At 32.0% G+C, this 15,728-nt stretch carries 11 protein-coding genes and 1 riboswitch; of the genes, 9 read left to right on the top strand and 2 right to left on the bottom strand.

The window, feature by feature from the left end:
• The first annotated feature begins 146 nt into the window (after window positions 1-146).
• The 3 genes from ssnA to xdh all read left to right on the top strand — a co-directional run bounded on the left by ssnA (window position 147) and on the right by xdh (window position 5,403).
• A complete protein-coding gene (ssnA, locus tag BR69_RS0101825) occupies window positions 147-1,478 on the top strand; it encodes a putative aminohydrolase SsnA (RefSeq protein ID WP_027631648.1) in 1,332 nt (443 codons plus the stop codon).
• A gap of 133 nt (window positions 1,479-1,611) precedes the next feature.
• Window positions 1,612-2,715 carry a 4Fe-4S binding protein gene (locus tag BR69_RS0101820; RefSeq protein WP_027631647.1) on the top strand — a complete coding sequence of 368 codons (1,104 nt, stop codon included), beginning with the start codon at window positions 1,612-1,614 and terminating at the stop codon, window positions 2,713-2,715.
• A 135-nt stretch (window positions 2,716-2,850) separates the two neighbouring features.
• Entirely contained in the window at window positions 2,851-5,403 is a 2,553-nt protein-coding gene (gene xdh / locus BR69_RS0101815) for a selenium-dependent xanthine dehydrogenase (RefSeq protein WP_027631646.1), read from the top strand.
• A gap of 148 nt (window positions 5,404-5,551) precedes the next feature.
• Here the strand turns inward: xdh and BR69_RS0101810 are convergent, their stop codons facing one another.
• Together BR69_RS0101810 and BR69_RS19690 are read right to left on the bottom strand one after the other, a co-directional pair.
• Window positions 5,552-6,511 (bottom strand): methyl-accepting chemotaxis protein, encoded by a 960-nt coding sequence (locus BR69_RS0101810; RefSeq protein ID WP_034849070.1) that lies wholly within the window; start codon window positions 6,509-6,511, stop codon window positions 5,552-5,554.
• Between the two features lie 56 nt (window positions 6,512-6,567).
• Window positions 6,568-7,368: a DUF2225 domain-containing protein gene (locus BR69_RS19690; protein WP_051623445.1), complete on the bottom strand. Its 801-nt coding sequence runs from the start codon at window positions 7,366-7,368 to the stop codon at window positions 6,568-6,570.
• Window positions 7,369-7,494: 126 nt separating this feature from the next.
• Here BR69_RS19690 and yjbM point away from each other — a divergent pair, with 126 nt between their 5' ends.
• The 6 genes from yjbM to BR69_RS0101770 all read left to right on the top strand — a co-directional run bounded on the left by yjbM (window position 7,495) and on the right by BR69_RS0101770 (window position 15,718).
• Complete coding sequence (gene yjbM, locus BR69_RS0101800) at window positions 7,495-8,286, top strand: GTP diphosphokinase (protein ID WP_027631644.1); 792 nt, start codon at window positions 7,495-7,497, stop codon at window positions 8,284-8,286.
• A gap of 88 nt (window positions 8,287-8,374) precedes the next feature.
• Window positions 8,375-8,549, top strand: a riboswitch (Lysine riboswitch).
• 112 nt (window positions 8,550-8,661) lie between these two features.
• Window positions 8,662-10,425 (top strand): Na+/H+ antiporter NhaC family protein, encoded by a 1,764-nt coding sequence (locus BR69_RS0101795; protein ID WP_027631643.1) that lies wholly within the window; start codon window positions 8,662-8,664, stop codon window positions 10,423-10,425.
• A gap of 483 nt (window positions 10,426-10,908) precedes the next feature.
• Window positions 10,909-11,865, top strand: a complete 957-nt coding sequence (locus BR69_RS0101790; protein ID WP_027631642.1) for an alpha/beta fold hydrolase — start codon at window positions 10,909-10,911, stop codon at window positions 11,863-11,865.
• A 428-nt stretch (window positions 11,866-12,293) separates the two neighbouring features.
• Complete coding sequence (locus tag BR69_RS0101780; RefSeq protein WP_027631641.1) at window positions 12,294-13,655, top strand: MATE family efflux transporter; 1,362 nt, start codon at window positions 12,294-12,296, stop codon at window positions 13,653-13,655.
• Window positions 13,656-13,797: 142 nt separating this feature from the next.
• The gene (locus tag BR69_RS0101775; RefSeq protein ID WP_027631640.1) at window positions 13,798-14,580 is read left to right on the top strand and encodes a hypothetical protein; all 783 of its coding nucleotides are present in this window, start codon (window positions 13,798-13,800) and stop codon (window positions 14,578-14,580) included.
• A 16-nt stretch (window positions 14,581-14,596) separates the two neighbouring features.
• Window positions 14,597-15,718, top strand: a complete 1,122-nt coding sequence (locus BR69_RS0101770) for an AAA family ATPase (RefSeq protein WP_027631639.1) — start codon at window positions 14,597-14,599, stop codon at window positions 15,716-15,718.
• The last annotated feature ends 10 nt before the right edge of the window (window positions 15,719-15,728 follow it).

The following is a 15,728-nucleotide window of genomic DNA, read 5'->3' as shown; positions in this document are numbered from 1 at the left end:
ATCATATAGATAGAACGGACAGTAGTTTATAAAAAAGTTTTAAATTTGTATATGAGAACCTTAAAAGTTCTCATATACATTGAAATAAGGGGTTTGGAATAAATTAATTGCCTAAGCCTTGAATTTATCTTAGGAGGAATAAAGATATGATTTTAGTAGGTAATGGTAGGGTTGTTACTCAAAATAGTGAAATGCCATATATTGAAAACGGTTGTGTTGCAATAGAAGGTAATGTAATTATTGAGATAGGAACAACTAAAGAGTTAAAGGCTAAATATGAAGGATATGAGTTCATAGATGCAAAAGGAAAAGTTATAATGCCAGGTATGGTATGTACTCATCATCATATATATAGTGCTTTTGCAAGGGGAATGTCCATAAAGGATGCACCAGTTAGCAAAAACTTTGATGACATATTAGAAAATCTTTGGTGGAGACTAGATAAGAAGCTTACTTTAGAAGATACAAAATACAGTGCTTATACAACTTTAATAGATTGTATAAAGAATGGTACAACTACTGTATTTGACCACCATGCAAGTCCATTTTCAATAACAGATAGTCTTTTCACTATAGGAGAGGTAGCAAAGGATCTTGGAATAAGAAACTGTCTATGCTACGAAGTTTCAGATAGAGATGGACTAGATATAACTGAAGAAGGAATAAAGGAAAACGTAAACTACATAAAGCATGCAAATGCTCAAGAAGATGATATGACAAAGGGTATGTTTGGCTTACATGCAGCATTTACTTTATCTGATGAAAGTTTAAATAAGTGTGCAGAAGCTATGGAAGGCCTAGATGCTGGATATCATGTTCATACTGCAGAAGGAAGAACAGATCTTTATGACAGCTTAAATAAATATGGTAAGAGGGTTGTTAATAGACTATATGACCATAAGATTTTAGGGGAAAAATCAATAGCTGTTCACTGTATACATGTTAATGGTCAAGAACTTGACATAGTAAAAGATACAAATACAAATGTAGTTCATAATCCAGAATCAAACATGGGTAATGCAGTAGGATGTTCACCAGTAATTGAAATGGTTAAAAGAGGTATAAATGTTGGGTTAGGTACTGATGGATATACTAGTGATATGTTTGAATCTTATAAGGTTGGAAACATAATTCATAAACATAGCTTATGTGATCCAAGTGTTGCATGGGGAGAAATACCAAAAGCTTTATTTGAGAATAATACAAATATAGCTGGAAAGTATTACAAGAAACCAGTAGGACTTCTAAAAGAGGGAGCATATGCAGATGTTATAGTAGTAGACTATAACCCATTAACTCCAATGAATGGAAGTAACTGCAACAGCCACATACTATTTGGTATGACTGGAAAGAGTGTTGTAACAACTATAATCAATGGTAAGGTTGTTATGAAGGATAGAGAGTTAGTTAACATAGATGAAGAAGCAATATTTGCTAAATCAAGAGAGATAGCAGCTAAGCTTTGGGAAAGAATATAAATTAGAGTTAAACAAAGGTGTTTATAAAATTTATATGTAGAAAATAATTAAAATTAGCAACCACTTAAATTGTTGTTAATCATAAATAATTTTAAAATAACCAGTAAGGTTTATTTCAAGGGGGAAAATTAAAATGGCAAAGTTAAATGTTAATATCTTAGGAATGGAATTTGAAAATCCAATATTCACAGCAGCAGGTCCAGGAGCTAAAGACGGAGATTTATGTGTTGAGGCAGTAAAAGGAGGAGCAGGTGGATTAATAACTAAGACTATATCTGTAGATCCAGCTCCAGTTCCAAGACCATGTATGGCTAACACTAATGCAGGATTCTTAAATACAGAACTTTGGTCAGAACTTCCAAAGGAGCAATGGGTAGAGAAGGAATATGTAAGAGCTAAAGAAGCTGGAGTACCTATGATAGTTTCTATGGGATACACTAAAGAGCAAATAGCTATAGTTGCTCCATTAGTTAAGCCTTTTGCAAATGCAGTTGAAATTTCTACTCACTATGTTGGAACAGACGTTGCTCCAATAGTTGAAACTATGAAGACAGCTAAGAAAGCATTAGGAGATAACATACCAGTATTCATGAAAATGAGCCCACATACTGATATAGCTCAAATAGCTAAAGCTCTTGAAAATGCAGGAGTTGACGGATTAACTATGATAAACTCTTTTGGTCCATGTATGGCTATAGATGTAAATTCAGGTCTTCCAATAATGGGATCTAAGAGTGGATATGGATGGTTATCAGGAGCTCCAATAAGACCTCTTGCTATAAGATGTATATATGAAGCAGCTCAAAGCGTTAATATTCCAATAATAGGTGTTGGTGGAGTAACTAACGGAAGAGATGCAGCTGAAATGATAATGGCTGGAGCAGCAGCAGTTGAAGTATGTACAGAAGCAATCCTTAAGGGACCAAATGTATACGGAAGAATAGCTAAGGAATTAAGCGATGTTTTAGATGCTAACGGATATAGTGATGTAAATGAAATAAGAGGATTAGCAGCTAAGAAGGTTAAAGAGACATTAGAAAACAGAGGTAGATTACATGCGATAGCACCAGTTGTTAATCATGACAAGTGTATTAAGTGTGGAATATGTAAGACAAGCTGTGTATATGAAGCTATAGCTATAGGTGATAAGCTTAACATAGATGGTAACAAGTGCTTTGGATGTGGATTATGTGTAACTAGATGTCCAAAAAATGCTTTAAGCATATCTTTAGTTTAATAATTAAACTATAAAAATAGTAGGAGAAGTCCTTTTAACTACTATCTATAATTTATATTTTGGGAAAGAACTTTAAAGGGACATTTATATGTCCCTTTAATTAACAAACTTTTACGTCAAATGGGGGGAAGTATAGTGTTTGAATTTACTTTAAATGGAAAACAAGTTGAGGTTTCAGATAATAAAAGTTTTTTACAATACTTAAGAGAAGATGCAAGAATGACATCAGTTAAAAATGGTTGCGCAGAAGGTGCTTGCGGAGCTTGTATGATAATAGTTGATGGAAAAGCAGTTAGAGCATGTCTTAATACTATAGAAAAGGTAGCTAATAAGAATGTTGTAACTGTTGAAGGATTAAGTGAAAGAGAAAAAGACGTATTTGCGTGGGCATTTTCTACAGCAGGAGCAGTTCAATGTGGATTCTGTATACCAGGTATGGTGGTTAGTGGAAAGGCATTAATAGATGCTAACCCTAATCCATCAAAAATGGATATAAAGAATGCTATAAGAGGAAATGTTTGTCGTTGTACAGGATACGTTAAAATAGAGAAAGCAATTGCTATGGCAGCAGAAGCTTTAAGAGAAGGAACAGAGGTTCCAAAGACTACTTGCAAAGGACTAGTTGGAGAGGGAATCCAAAGAGTAGATGCAGCAGTGAAAACTTTAGGAACTGCTGAGTATGTAGATGATATGCAAGTTCCTGGAATGATTTATGCTGTTGCAGTAAGATCAAAATATCCAAGAGCTTTAGTTAAAGCTATAGATTCAACTGAAGCTAAGGCTTTAGAAGGAGTAGTTTCTGTAGTTACAGCTGCAGATATACCAGGAAATAAGAAGGTAGGTCACCTTGTTAAGGATTGGGATGCATTAATTGCTGTAGGTGAGGAAACAAGATATGTAGGAGACGTAGTTGCTTTAGTTGCAGCTGAAACTAGAGAAATTGCTTTAAAGGCAGCGGCTTTAGTTAATGTTGATTATGAAGAGCTTAAGCCAGTTTCAAATACAGATATGGCTAGAGAAGAGAACGCTCCAAAACTTCATCCAAATGGAAATATATTAAAGGTTGAAAAATTAAAGAGAGGTAATGTTGAGGAAGCAATAGCTAATGCTAAGTATGTTGTAACAAAAAAATACTCAACTCCTCCAACAGAGCATGCATTCCTTGAGCCAGAGTGTGCTTTAGCAATGCCAGAGGGTGATGGAGTTCTTGTTTATACTGGAACACAACACGTATTTGATGATCAACATGAAATAATGGAATTATTAGGATTACCAGAAGAAAAGGTAAGAGTAATAAGTAAGTATGTTGGTGGTGGATTCGGAGGAAAGGAAGATATGAGCTGTCAACATCATACAGCTTTACTTGCTTACGTAACAAAGAAGCCAGTTAAAATGACATTAACTCGTAAAGAGAGTATAATGACACACCCTAAGAGACATGCTATGGATATGGAGTTCACAACAGCTTGTGATGAAAATGGTAAACTTGTTGCATTAAAAGCAGAAATAGTTTCTGATACTGGAGCTTATGCATCTTTAGGTGGACCAGTTCTTCAAAGAGCATGTACACATGCTGGAGGACCATACAGCTTTGAGAATATAGAAATAACAGGAACAGCAGTATACACTAATAACCCTCCAGGAGGAGCATTCAGAGGCTTTGGAGTTACACAGTCTGCTTTTGCTTTAGAGTGTAACATGAACTTATTAGCTGAAATGACTGGATTATCTCCATGGGAAATTAGATATAGAAATGCTGTTGAGCCAGGAATGGTTCTTGCAAACGGTCAAATTGCTGATGAAGGAACTGCTATAAAGGAATGTTTAGATGCTGTTAAAGAAGAATATGAAAAGCATCCATATGCAGGTATAGCTTGTGCTATAAAGAATGCAGGAGTTGGAGTTGGAGTTCCTGATATAGGTAGATGTAAACTAGCTATAGTAGATGGAAAAATTCACTTAAGAACAAGTGCAGCTTGTATAGGACAAGGACTTGCAACTACTATGATACAAATAGCTACAGAAGCTACAGGATTAAGTTTCCATGATTTTGTTGCAGATTCACCAGACACTCATTTAACACCAAACTCTGGTACAACTACAGCTTCAAGACAAACTGTACTTACTGGGGAAGCTACTCATCAGGCAGCATTAAACCTTAAGGCAGCTTTAGATGCTGGTAAGACTATAAAGGATCTTGAAGGACAAGAGTTCTATGGAGAGTTCTTCCCAAAAACAGATCCAATGGGAAGTGATAAGCCAAATCCAGTAAGCCACGTAGCTTATGGATATGCAGCTCAAGTAGTAGTTATAGATGAAAACGGAAAGCTTGTTAAGGTTGTAGCAGCTCATGATGTAGGAAAGGCTATAAACCCAATTAACGTTGAAGGACAAATAGAAGGTGGAGTTGTTATGGGACTTGGTTATGGATTAACTGAGGATTACCCATTAAAGGATTCTGTTCCAACAGCTAAGTTTGGTACTCTTGGATTATTTAGAGCTCCAGCTGTACCAGAAATAGAATGTAAGATAATAGAAAAAAATAATATAGATTTATCTTATGGAGCTAAAGGGGTTGGAGAAATAACTGTTATACCAACAGCTCCAGCAGCACAAGGTGCTTACTATAGATTAGATGGTAAATTTAGAACTAAACTTCCACTACAAGAGACAGCTTATAAAAAATAGATAATAAGAAGCAGGTGTATAACTTATACACCTGCTTCTTTATTTTATAAAAATTTATTTATTATAAAATAGTTAAAATCAATGATAACCTTGAATTTTTATATGTAGGCTTAATCTAGATATAAAAATTATAAGGTTATAAAAAATATTAGGATCTTTTATTTATGGTTGATGAAATTTTTTCAATATCAGAAACCATGGATTTTATAACATTATTTTGAGTATCTACTGCAGCTGAGATTTCTTCAGAGAAGCCATGATTTTCTTCAGCGATTTTAGATATATCTTTAATTTTAGATATAACAGAGTTTTTCTTCTCAGAAGTAATAGAAAGATTACATATACATTCCTCTATTTCTGTATTAGCCTCAGTTATAGATGTCTTTATATCATTAAAGGTGTCTTTAGCATTAGATATAGCAACTCCCTGAGTATCTAAGGAGGTTGTACCAGAATTTATAGCAGAAGAAGCGTTTAATATATCTACCTTAATTTCATTTAAGATTTTTGTTATGTTTTCAACAGAAGCTTTAGAGTTTTCTGCTAGCTTTCTAACTTCCCCAGCTACAACGGAGAAACCACGCCCAGCCTCACCAGCCCTAGCAGCCTCAATGGCAGCATTTAAGGCTAAGAGATTAGTTTGACTTGCAATTTTACTTATAGATTCTGTTATGGTATTTACTGATTCAAGCTTATTTACAAGGTCTCGTACAGAGTTATTTGATATATTAAATGTCTCTTTTAGGGTTTTTAAAGAGTCATCTAAGGTATCCACTGTTTCTATACCAGTATTTATCATCTTATCAGAGTCTAGAATTTTTATTTGAACATTAACCACATTATATGCAAGGGATTCCATATGAGTATTAAAGTCTTCTAGCATATTAAGGGAAGTAGAAATATGATTACTTTGCTCACTACTTCTTAAAGACATATCATTTATAGAGCTGTTTATATTAGAAGATGAGTTTTTAATCTCTAGGGAGTGCTCTTTTAAATCTTTAAGATTTTTAGAGAGCTTATTTTCATCAATGGATTTTAAAATAGTATGTTCTTTAATTTCAGTTATGTTTTCATAATTGGACTTATCTTTTTTTAATTTAAACATCATAACACTCCTAAACTTTCTTTAAATGGATGAAGCCTATTTATAAATTTAAAGGTTTACTCATTAGGGTCTTCTTTTATTAAATCCTTCATATCTCTTGCTAATTCTTTTAATTTATGAGAAACTCCAGGGGTAGTAATAACCTTACTTATCCAAGTTAGTGCCTCAGAATTATTTCCAATACGCCTATTAAGTTCTCCTATGAGATACATAGTAGTGAACTTATCCATTCCATAGATAGGAAAGCTTTCCTTTAAAAATGCATTTTTAAAGCCTTCCAAGGATTTTGATAGGAAGACTAATTCATCTTTACTATTTTTAAGCCTATACATCCAAGATAGTTTAAGACAGGTAATTGCCTTAGAGCTATCCTTTGAATTTGTAACTACATAATTAAGAAGGGCAAGCTTATATCTTTCAATTGCAATATCTAAAGTATAGGTATTAGGATAGTCCCTTCCCCTCCATTTAGAGGTTATATTTTTTAAAACAAGATCTTTTTGAAATTGTCTAAGTTTTAAGAAGTCAGCTTTAAGAGCAGCATATCCACAACTATTACAAATCCAAACTTCATAAAAATATGGATTTATATTATTATAGGTTATAAAAAAGTCACTATCTTTTTTTACCATTCTAGGAGCAGACACCTTAACAGCTCTTACTTTAAACTGGTTATCACAAACAGGGCATATAACTGTCCTATTATATAGAAGGGAAGATTCAGTAGGCTTTGATTCCTCCGCCTTTGCTTTGGTTTCCTTGTTTTCTTTATTATAGAGATCAATATCCACATTTTTAAAACCTAGTTTTTCCAATCCGGAAAATATTTTATGCTTATTTTCTGGTTTTTTATCCATAAAGTCACCTCAATTAACGGGTTTACATAAATTTATAATATATGGTTTATTATATCATAAAAATGATTTTTTTTAATATAATATATTTGGTATAATGTAAAGAGAAACAAGTAAAGGGTGAGGAAAATGGCTATAAAAGAATGGAAGACTTTCTTAACACCTTATGAACAAGCGGTGGAGGAATTAAAGGTAAAGTTTAGAGCGATAAGAAAAGAGTACAGAAGAAAAAATGAATATTCTCCCATAGAATTTGTAACTGGGAGAGTGAAGGAGATATCTAGTATACTTGAAAAAGCAAATAAGTTTGGTATTCCTTTAGATAGATTGCAATATGAAATAGAAGATGTGGCTGGTCTTAGGATTATGTGCCAGTTTGTTGATGATATAGAAAAGGTAGTAGAACTTATAAGAAGTAGAAAAGATATGCAGGTTATGTATGAGAAAGATTATGTAACAAATGTAAAGGAAAGTGGATATAGAAGTTATCATATTATAATAAAGTATCCTGTAAATATGGCAGAAGGACAAATGGTTATATTGGCTGAATTTCAAATTAGAACGTTAGCCATGAACTTTTGGGCAACCATAGAACATTCCTTAAACTATAAGTACAAACAACAAATACCAAAGGAGCTTACAGTAAAACTTAAGAGTGCTGCAGATGCAGCCTATAAGTTAGATGAAGAAATGAGAGAAATAAAAGAAGAGATAAAAGATGCTCAAAAGTTATTTGAAGTTAAATCAGATATTATCTCTAGTATAATAAACAGTATATTAACATTAATATCCCTTGGAAAGGCTGCAGAGGCGGCTAGATATCAAACTCAACTTAATAAACTTATACAAGAAGGAGAAGTTTGGGAACTTAATAATCTTTTAATGGGGATAAAAAGAGAAGTAGATAAATTTAAGGATTAAAAAGTAAATAAAAAATTAAAAAACTATTGACAATTGCAAGAAATTATCCTAATATATACACATAACAAAATTTAATAATCTCTAAATATTAGTAGATAGAGGCGCAATGCTTAAGAGTACCCTTATGGAGGAAAGCACTATGAAGTAAGGTGAAAGGAAGTATTGCCGAAGTATATAACTGATGCTTTAAGGTTATATGGCTGGCTTTATATAGAATATATATAAGGTTGTCACAAATTCGTTTGTGGAGGACTATCACGTGGTTTTATTTATTATGCGTATAATAAGCCCCGAGTAGAGCTCCTTGGGGCTTTTTTGCGTTAATTCACGTTTTTAGTTTTCCTCCTACTTAAAAATTAAAAGGAGGATTTTTTTATGAGAAAAAATTTTAACAGAATATTTTTAATGGTATTATTTTTAACGGTTATAGCATCGCATCCTGCAATGGGGGCGGAAGTGGACAAGGCATCTAGTAATGCATCCTCTTTAGGATTTTTAACAGTGCTACCACCACTTATTGCCATAGCTTTTGCTTTTATAACAAAAAACGTTGTGATTTCATTATTTTTAGGAACAGTCCTTGGACTATTTCTTATAAATATAATATCTCATAATGCTTTTACAGCCCTAATTTTATCTTTCTTAGATCTTAGTGAAAAAGTATTAAATTCACTAGCTGATCCATGGAACGCAGGAATTATACTTCAGGTTTTAGCTATAGGAGGGATAATTTCTCTTGTTGGAAGAATGGGAGGAACTAAAGCGGTGGCAGAGGCTTTAGCTAAGAAGGCAAAGGGGCCTGTAAGTGCTCAAATTATAACTTGGGTTTTAGGGTTATTTGTTTTCTTTGATGATTATGCTAATTCTTTAATAGTTGGACCTATAATGAGACCAGTAACAGATAAGATGAAGGTTTCAAGGGAAAAGTTATCCTTTATAATAGATTCAACGGCAGCACCTATTTCAGGTATAGCTATAATATCTACATGGGTTGGGTATGAACTTACATTAATTAAGGATGCCTATGGATCAATTTCAAATGATACAGTAGATGCTTTTGGAATATTCATAGAAACCATACCTTTTAGATTTTATAATATATTAATACTTGCATTTATAGTATTCACTGTTATTTTTCTTAAGGAGTTCGGACCTATGCACAAGGCAGAAATGAGGGCTAGGACTACTGGAAAGGTAACGAGAGATGGAGCTAATCCTATGGGTTCAGAGGAGATGGATACCTTGGAGCCAAAAGAGGGAGTAAGATTAAATATATGGAATGCCATTATTCCTATAGGAGTTCTAATAATAGGGGCATTTTTAGGATTCTATTATAATGGCTATATGTCAATATTTAATGGGGAAGATGAGGCTTTAAAAGTAGCTCTTAATAATTCTCCTTTAGCTTTAACTTCTATACAAGCAGCCTTTGGAAAATCTGATGCTTCAGTGGTGTTATTCCAAGCAGCATTGCTTTCATCAGTAGTAGCTATGGCAATGGGGGTAAGTCAAAAGATATTTACCATAGGGGAGGCACTAGAAACTTGGGTAAGTGGTATGAAGTCTCTTATAATGACAGGAGTTATACTTCTTCTAGCCTGGTCTTTAAGTGCAGTAATAAAGGACTTAGGAACTGCTAAATATTTAGTATCAGTGTTGTCTGATGCAATACCTTACTACCTGTTACCAGGAATAATATTTATATTAGCAGCTATAATATCCTTTGCAACTGGAACTTCCTATGGAACTATGGGCATACTTATGCCTCTTGCAATACCACTGGCACATGGTATTCTTCCAGACCATGATTTTATAATTATAGCAACTAGTTCAGTGCTTACTGGAGCTATATTTGGGGATCACTGTTCACCAATATCAGATACTACTATTTTATCGTCAATGGGGGCTTCCTGTGACTTTTTAGATCATGTTAAAACACAGATGCCATATGCAGTTGTGGTGGCTATATTTTCAGTTATAGCAGGATATATACCTGTATCCCTTGGGATACCAGTGTATATAGTATTACCTTTATCTATAATATTGCTTGGGGCAATAGTATATTTTGTGGGTAAGCCTGTAGAAGAAAATAAACCGCAACCTATGTATGAATCTGGAAAAGAATTAAATACTTATTAATAAAAAAGCTCTATGTTAGGATTTCTAACATAGAGCTTTTTCTTTTATTTAACTATAGATATGTTTATCTATAGTTAGCCATAGTAAGTTTTAAACTTATAGGTTTTTTACATAAACACTTAACTTATTCATTAAAAATATCCTTGAGTTATCTTTCTTTGGATATATGTATAAATTAAGTTTAAAACTTAAAACCCTATATTCACCAAAAATTATAATTTCTAAAGTTATTGAAAAATTCTAAGTAATAATTTAGGTCAGAATGACGATATATATACATAATTTTAAAATAAAAATTACTATCATAACTTAGGGGTTAGATATAAGAAGGTGACTATGAAACTCTTGGTTCAATTAAAGTTTTTATAAAAGTATATAAAAGTATATAAAAATGTAAATTTTTAAAAAATATTGATGAAAAATACCATATGGATATGATAAACTTAAAAGGGAAAAAATAGATTACATATTTAGGAGGGAACCATGAAAAAAATTATATCAATTATTTTATCATTAGTTATGTTAGTTTTAGGAGGGAGTACTTTAGTTGCAGATGCTAAAGGAAATGATAAAGAAAAAAATACCGTAGAAAACTATGTTAGTTATAAGGGGATTAAGCTTTATACAAAAGCCTATAATTATTCAAGTAAAACTAAGGAAGCTATAATATATTTACATGGACTTGGAGGAAACTCTGAAAGTGGAGAGTTTCTTAATAATAAATCTAATCCTTATATGACAATTACAATGGATTTATTAAATCATGGTAAGAGTGGAAAGTTAGACGCTATTACTTGGGATAATTACTTAGACAGTATAAAGTTGGTATTAGATTATTATAATATAAAGAAAGCTTATATAGTAGGTCATTCCTTCGGAGCAGACACTGCTATGATGTTCCAAAACAAATATCCTAAGATATCTAAGAAAATAGTTTTATTAGATAGGGCTCACTATAATTTTAAGGATTTAGATAAGTTCAATATGAATAGAAGATTATTTGAAATTTTAGAATATAATCCTTCATCAGGGCTTACTTTTGAAGAGTTTTCTAAATTTATGGATTTATCCTACAATAACAATATTGAAAAAACCTATAACACTAAAAGAAAAACCTTATTTATAGGAGCTGATCCAAAGCATTATTTTGGAGATCCATCTACAGGGGTACCATCCTTATCACAGGTGGTAGCTATGATTAAGAGTAACCCAGAAGCATTTGGATTATCCTATGAAATGGTAAAGGATTTAAAAGATATAAGTGAAAAAAATTTAAAGGATTATAGTAAGTTTATTTTAGAGAGAATGGACAATCTATCAAAGATAAATAAAAAGATAAAAGTGGTTAAAACTCCTTACAAGCACACTATGGTTACAGATGATGAAACTAAGGACAAGGTATTAAATTATGTTATAGATTTTATAAATAAAGGGAAATAGAATTTATAATAATAAAGTAAGTTTTAGTATGATAAAAGTATAAAGAGATGAAAATGTTTAATGAGGGAGAAAGGAAATCATATTTCTCCCTCATTAGATTTGACTTAATAAGAGGAAAATATATAATAATCTCTGTAGAAAATTTATCTGATGGCTAGGATATGTAACACCTCCATCCTATAAAAGGTTGGGTATAACAGTTGTGACAACCCTAGATGAGCTTATCTAACATTTAGATGGTATTCTATTACAAAAGAAGAGCTTTATAATCATTATATTTAAAAGCAGGTGGGCAGCTAATTACCCAGCTGCTTATTTTTATGTGTTTATTTACTTTATTACTAAGTAAAAAGACTTATTAAATATTTATTTTTTAGTATGGTCTATTTTATTTAATTTTTAAGTAATGCTTATAAAGGAGGATACAAATGAAGAAAATTTTTAAGGATAAGAAATTTTTAAAGACTATGGCAACTTTAGCAGTTCCCATAATATTTCAAAATCTTATTACCTCATCCCTGAATTTGGTGGACAACCTTATGATAGGAAATTTAGGGGAAAGTTCCATAGCGTCAGTAGGTCTTGCTAACCAATATTTTATGGTGTTTATGCAGACTATGATAGGGGTTAATGGAGGAGCTATACTATTTATGTCTCAGTTTTTTGGTAGAGGAGACAGTAAAAATATAAAAAGATTCCTAGGTATAAACTTAATGGTGGGATTTTTCGTGTCACTATTATTTGCACTTATAGCCTTTATATTCCCTAAATTTATTATGGGGATCTTTACTAGTGATCCAGAGGTTATAGCCCTTGGAACATCATATTTAAAAGTGGTTTCAATAAGTTATCTCTTAACAAATATAAGTCTTGGATTTTCTTCTGCTTTAAGGAGTATAGGAGAAGCTAAGATTCCTATGTATGCAAGTATAATAGGACTTATATCTAATGGGTTTCTTAATTACATGTTTATTTTTGGGAATTTTGGTATGCCAAGACTTGGTGTAGCTGGAGCAGCTCTTGGAACTACCTTATCAAGAGTTCTTGAAATGACATTTATACTATTTATGGTATATGGAAAGAAGAGGGGAATAGTTCCCTCCATTAAAGAATTATTTGATTTTGACTTATCTTTAGTTAAAACTTATTTTAAGGCTGCCACACCGCTTATATTAAATGATATTATGTGGTCTACTGGAATAAGTGCATATTCTGTTGCTTATGGAAAACTTGGAACTGATTCTGTTGCTACCATGCAGATAGCTTCTACTATAAATAATATGTTTAATATATTTGGCATAGGTATAGCTAATGCAACAGCTATAATGATAGGAAACAAAATAGGAGCAGATGATGAAGAGGGAGCTGTAGATTATTCAGGGAGAATATCAATACTTACTCCTTTAGTTGGAGTTATTATTGGCGCTGTAGTATTTTTAGGTACACCGTCCATACTTTCCTTATTTAATATAAATACGACTACTTATAATAATGCCTTTATAGTGCTTAAGGTAATGGCTATAATCACTCCTTTAAGATTCTTTAATATAGTTATGATAATAGGAGTATTTAGAGGTGGTGGAGATGTTACCTATGCTACACTAATAGAGCTACTGGCAGTGTGGGGAATAGCAGTACCTATAGCCTTTATAGGAGCTGTGATTTTTAAAATGCCAGTATATACATTATATATATTTGTTTGTTTAGAAGAAATATTTAAGATTTTCTTTGAATTACCACGGTTAAAATCAAAAAAATGGATTAATAATGTAATAGGAGAAGTTGCATAGAGGGTTGGTATTTATTTACCACCCCTTTACTTTTTACTAGGAATTTTTATAATTAAACTCATAGCCAATATTTAAATTGTATGCTATAATCTATTGTATAATCAATATCAATTAATAATACTTATTAATTAGAGGTGCAATTATGGAAAAAGAACAACTATACTTAAGAATGGTAGAGGATAATCCTTTTTATATAAAGAATTTAGAGAATCCTTCAGATGAAATTAAATATGCAGCAGTAAAAAAGAATGGAGCTGCAATTCAATACATAAAAAATCCAACCTATGATATTCAGTTAGAGGCAATAAAATCTAATGCCTTAGCCATTGAATATATAGAAAGTCCTTCAGAGGAAGTAGCGATGCTTTCAGTTACAGCTTCTTGGAACGCATTAAAATATGTAAAAAACCCAAGTGAAGCAGTTAAAGAAAAAGCTCTTGCTATGAAGGGATGGGCAATTCAATATATAGATAATCCATCAGAAGAAGAAATGATAATAGCAGTAAGAAAAGATTATGATGCCATAAAGCACATAAAAAATCCTACTATTAAGGTACAAATAGAAGCTATAAAAAATTATTGGGGAGCTATAAAATTTATAGATGACCCTTCTTTTGAAGCGCAAGTAGAAGCAATTAGAGAAAATGAAGAAGCTATAACTTATGTAGAAGTAAGTGGAGAAGAAAATATAAAAGCTTTCTTAAAGGTAAATATAAATATAGTTAAGTATATTCATGAAGATGTAGAGCCTATATGGCTTGATGAGATTTTAATGGAAGTACTTGGACATGAAGGTGTAAATAAAAAATATATTATAGACTTTCTAAATTTAGAGATTTTAGATATGGATAAGTTAGATTTCATATATAAGTACGGAAGTAAAAATGCTAAAAAGATTGTTGTAGATTATAAGTTATCTATGTAGAAAGGAAGTTTTTAAGGTGAAATACTCAGAAGCACTACTTACAGTAAAATTAATATTACAAAGTAAGGATGTACCCCTATTAATAGGAGAAAGTGGTATAGGAAAAACATCTCTTGCAAGACTTTTAAGTGAAAAAGAGGGATATAAGCTTATTACTATAGATGCCAACCTTTTAAAGGAAGGTGAAATAGGTGGACTTCCAACAGTAGAAGATTATGATACTATTGTAGATAATATAAAAAAGAAAAAGAAAAGAACAGTGTACGCAGTACATACAAAGCTTTATTCTATAAATGAATATTTAAAGAATAATGAAGAAGGTAAAATTTTATTATTTATAGATGAAATTAATAGATGTGACCATGCAGTGCAACAGGAACTTATGAACCTTATACTAAATAGGGAGATAAATGGATATGAATTAAACCCTAGGGTTTTAGTAATGGCTGCTATGAATCCTTCTAATAAATATGATGCTTTTGAAGATAGTGAATATGAAGTTGTGGATATGGACCCAGCTCAAGAAGATAGATTTGTATGGGTTGAGATGGAAGTAGATGCTAAGGAATGGATAAAATGGGGAATGAGTAAAAAAGCAAAGATTCATCCTCATATACTAGAATTTATATCCCTATTCCCTAAGTATCTTCATACTCCTCATGGGGAAGAAACGGTGAAGGCCACCCCAAGGAGTTGGGAGAGAATCTCTAAAGCTTATAATATATATGCAGAGAATAAAGAGGAGTACCCAGCTAAGATATTTTATAATGTGGTAAAGGGTAATGTAGGGGCATCCATTGCACAAGATTTTATGGGATTCATTGAAAACTATAAATCTTTAGCTGTAACTCCAGAGGAACTATTTAGTAGCCCTATAATACCAAATGATGTTAGAGAAAAGATTCAAAGGGAAAGTCATTCAAGGTTATATGTAATAGCTAAGAATTCTCTTGTATATTTAAATGACTTTTCTCATAATGAGGAGCATATAAATATCTTCTCAGAAATGCTTAAGCTTTACCCAGTAGATCTTAGAATAGGAATAATGAGAGATATAAGAAGTGATTATGGAAATTCCTTATACAATGAATTTTTAGATTGTGATACATTTATTCAGGTATTTTTTGAAAGTTATTAAGGGGTGATAC

It is taken from the genome of Clostridium hydrogeniformans DSM 21757, from assembly GCF_000686705.1.
Taxonomy (GTDB): domain Bacteria; phylum Bacillota; class Clostridia; order Clostridiales; family Clostridiaceae; genus Clostridium_Z; species Clostridium_Z hydrogeniformans.
The sequence above is the reverse complement of the archived record's forward strand: the minus strand, read 5'-3'. Positions and strand labels throughout refer to the sequence as shown.

Bases quoted from the DNA above. Each gene is read 5' to 3' on its own strand.
- ssnA (WP_027631648.1), top strand. From the start codon at position 147: ATGATTTTAGTAGGTAATGGTAGGGTTGTTACTCAAAATAGTGAAATG.
- BR69_RS0101820 (WP_027631647.1), top strand. From the start codon at position 1,612: ATGGCAAAGTTAAATGTTAATATCTTAGGAATGGAATTTGAAAATCCA.
- BR69_RS0101810 (WP_034849070.1), bottom strand. From the start codon at position 6,511: ATGTTTAAATTAAAAAAAGATAAGTCCAATTATGAAAACATAACTGAA.
- BR69_RS19690 (WP_051623445.1), bottom strand. From the start codon at position 7,368: ATGGATAAAAAACCAGAAAATAAGCATAAAATATTTTCCGGATTGGAA.
- yjbM (WP_027631644.1), top strand. From the start codon at position 7,495: ATGGCTATAAAAGAATGGAAGACTTTCTTAACACCTTATGAACAAGCG.
- BR69_RS0101795 (WP_027631643.1), top strand. From the start codon at position 8,662: ATGAGAAAAAATTTTAACAGAATATTTTTAATGGTATTATTTTTAACG.
- BR69_RS0101790 (WP_027631642.1), top strand. From the start codon at position 10,909: ATGAAAAAAATTATATCAATTATTTTATCATTAGTTATGTTAGTTTTA.
- BR69_RS0101780 (WP_027631641.1), top strand. From the start codon at position 12,294: ATGAAGAAAATTTTTAAGGATAAGAAATTTTTAAAGACTATGGCAACT.
- BR69_RS0101775 (WP_027631640.1), top strand. From the start codon at position 13,798: ATGGAAAAAGAACAACTATACTTAAGAATGGTAGAGGATAATCCTTTT.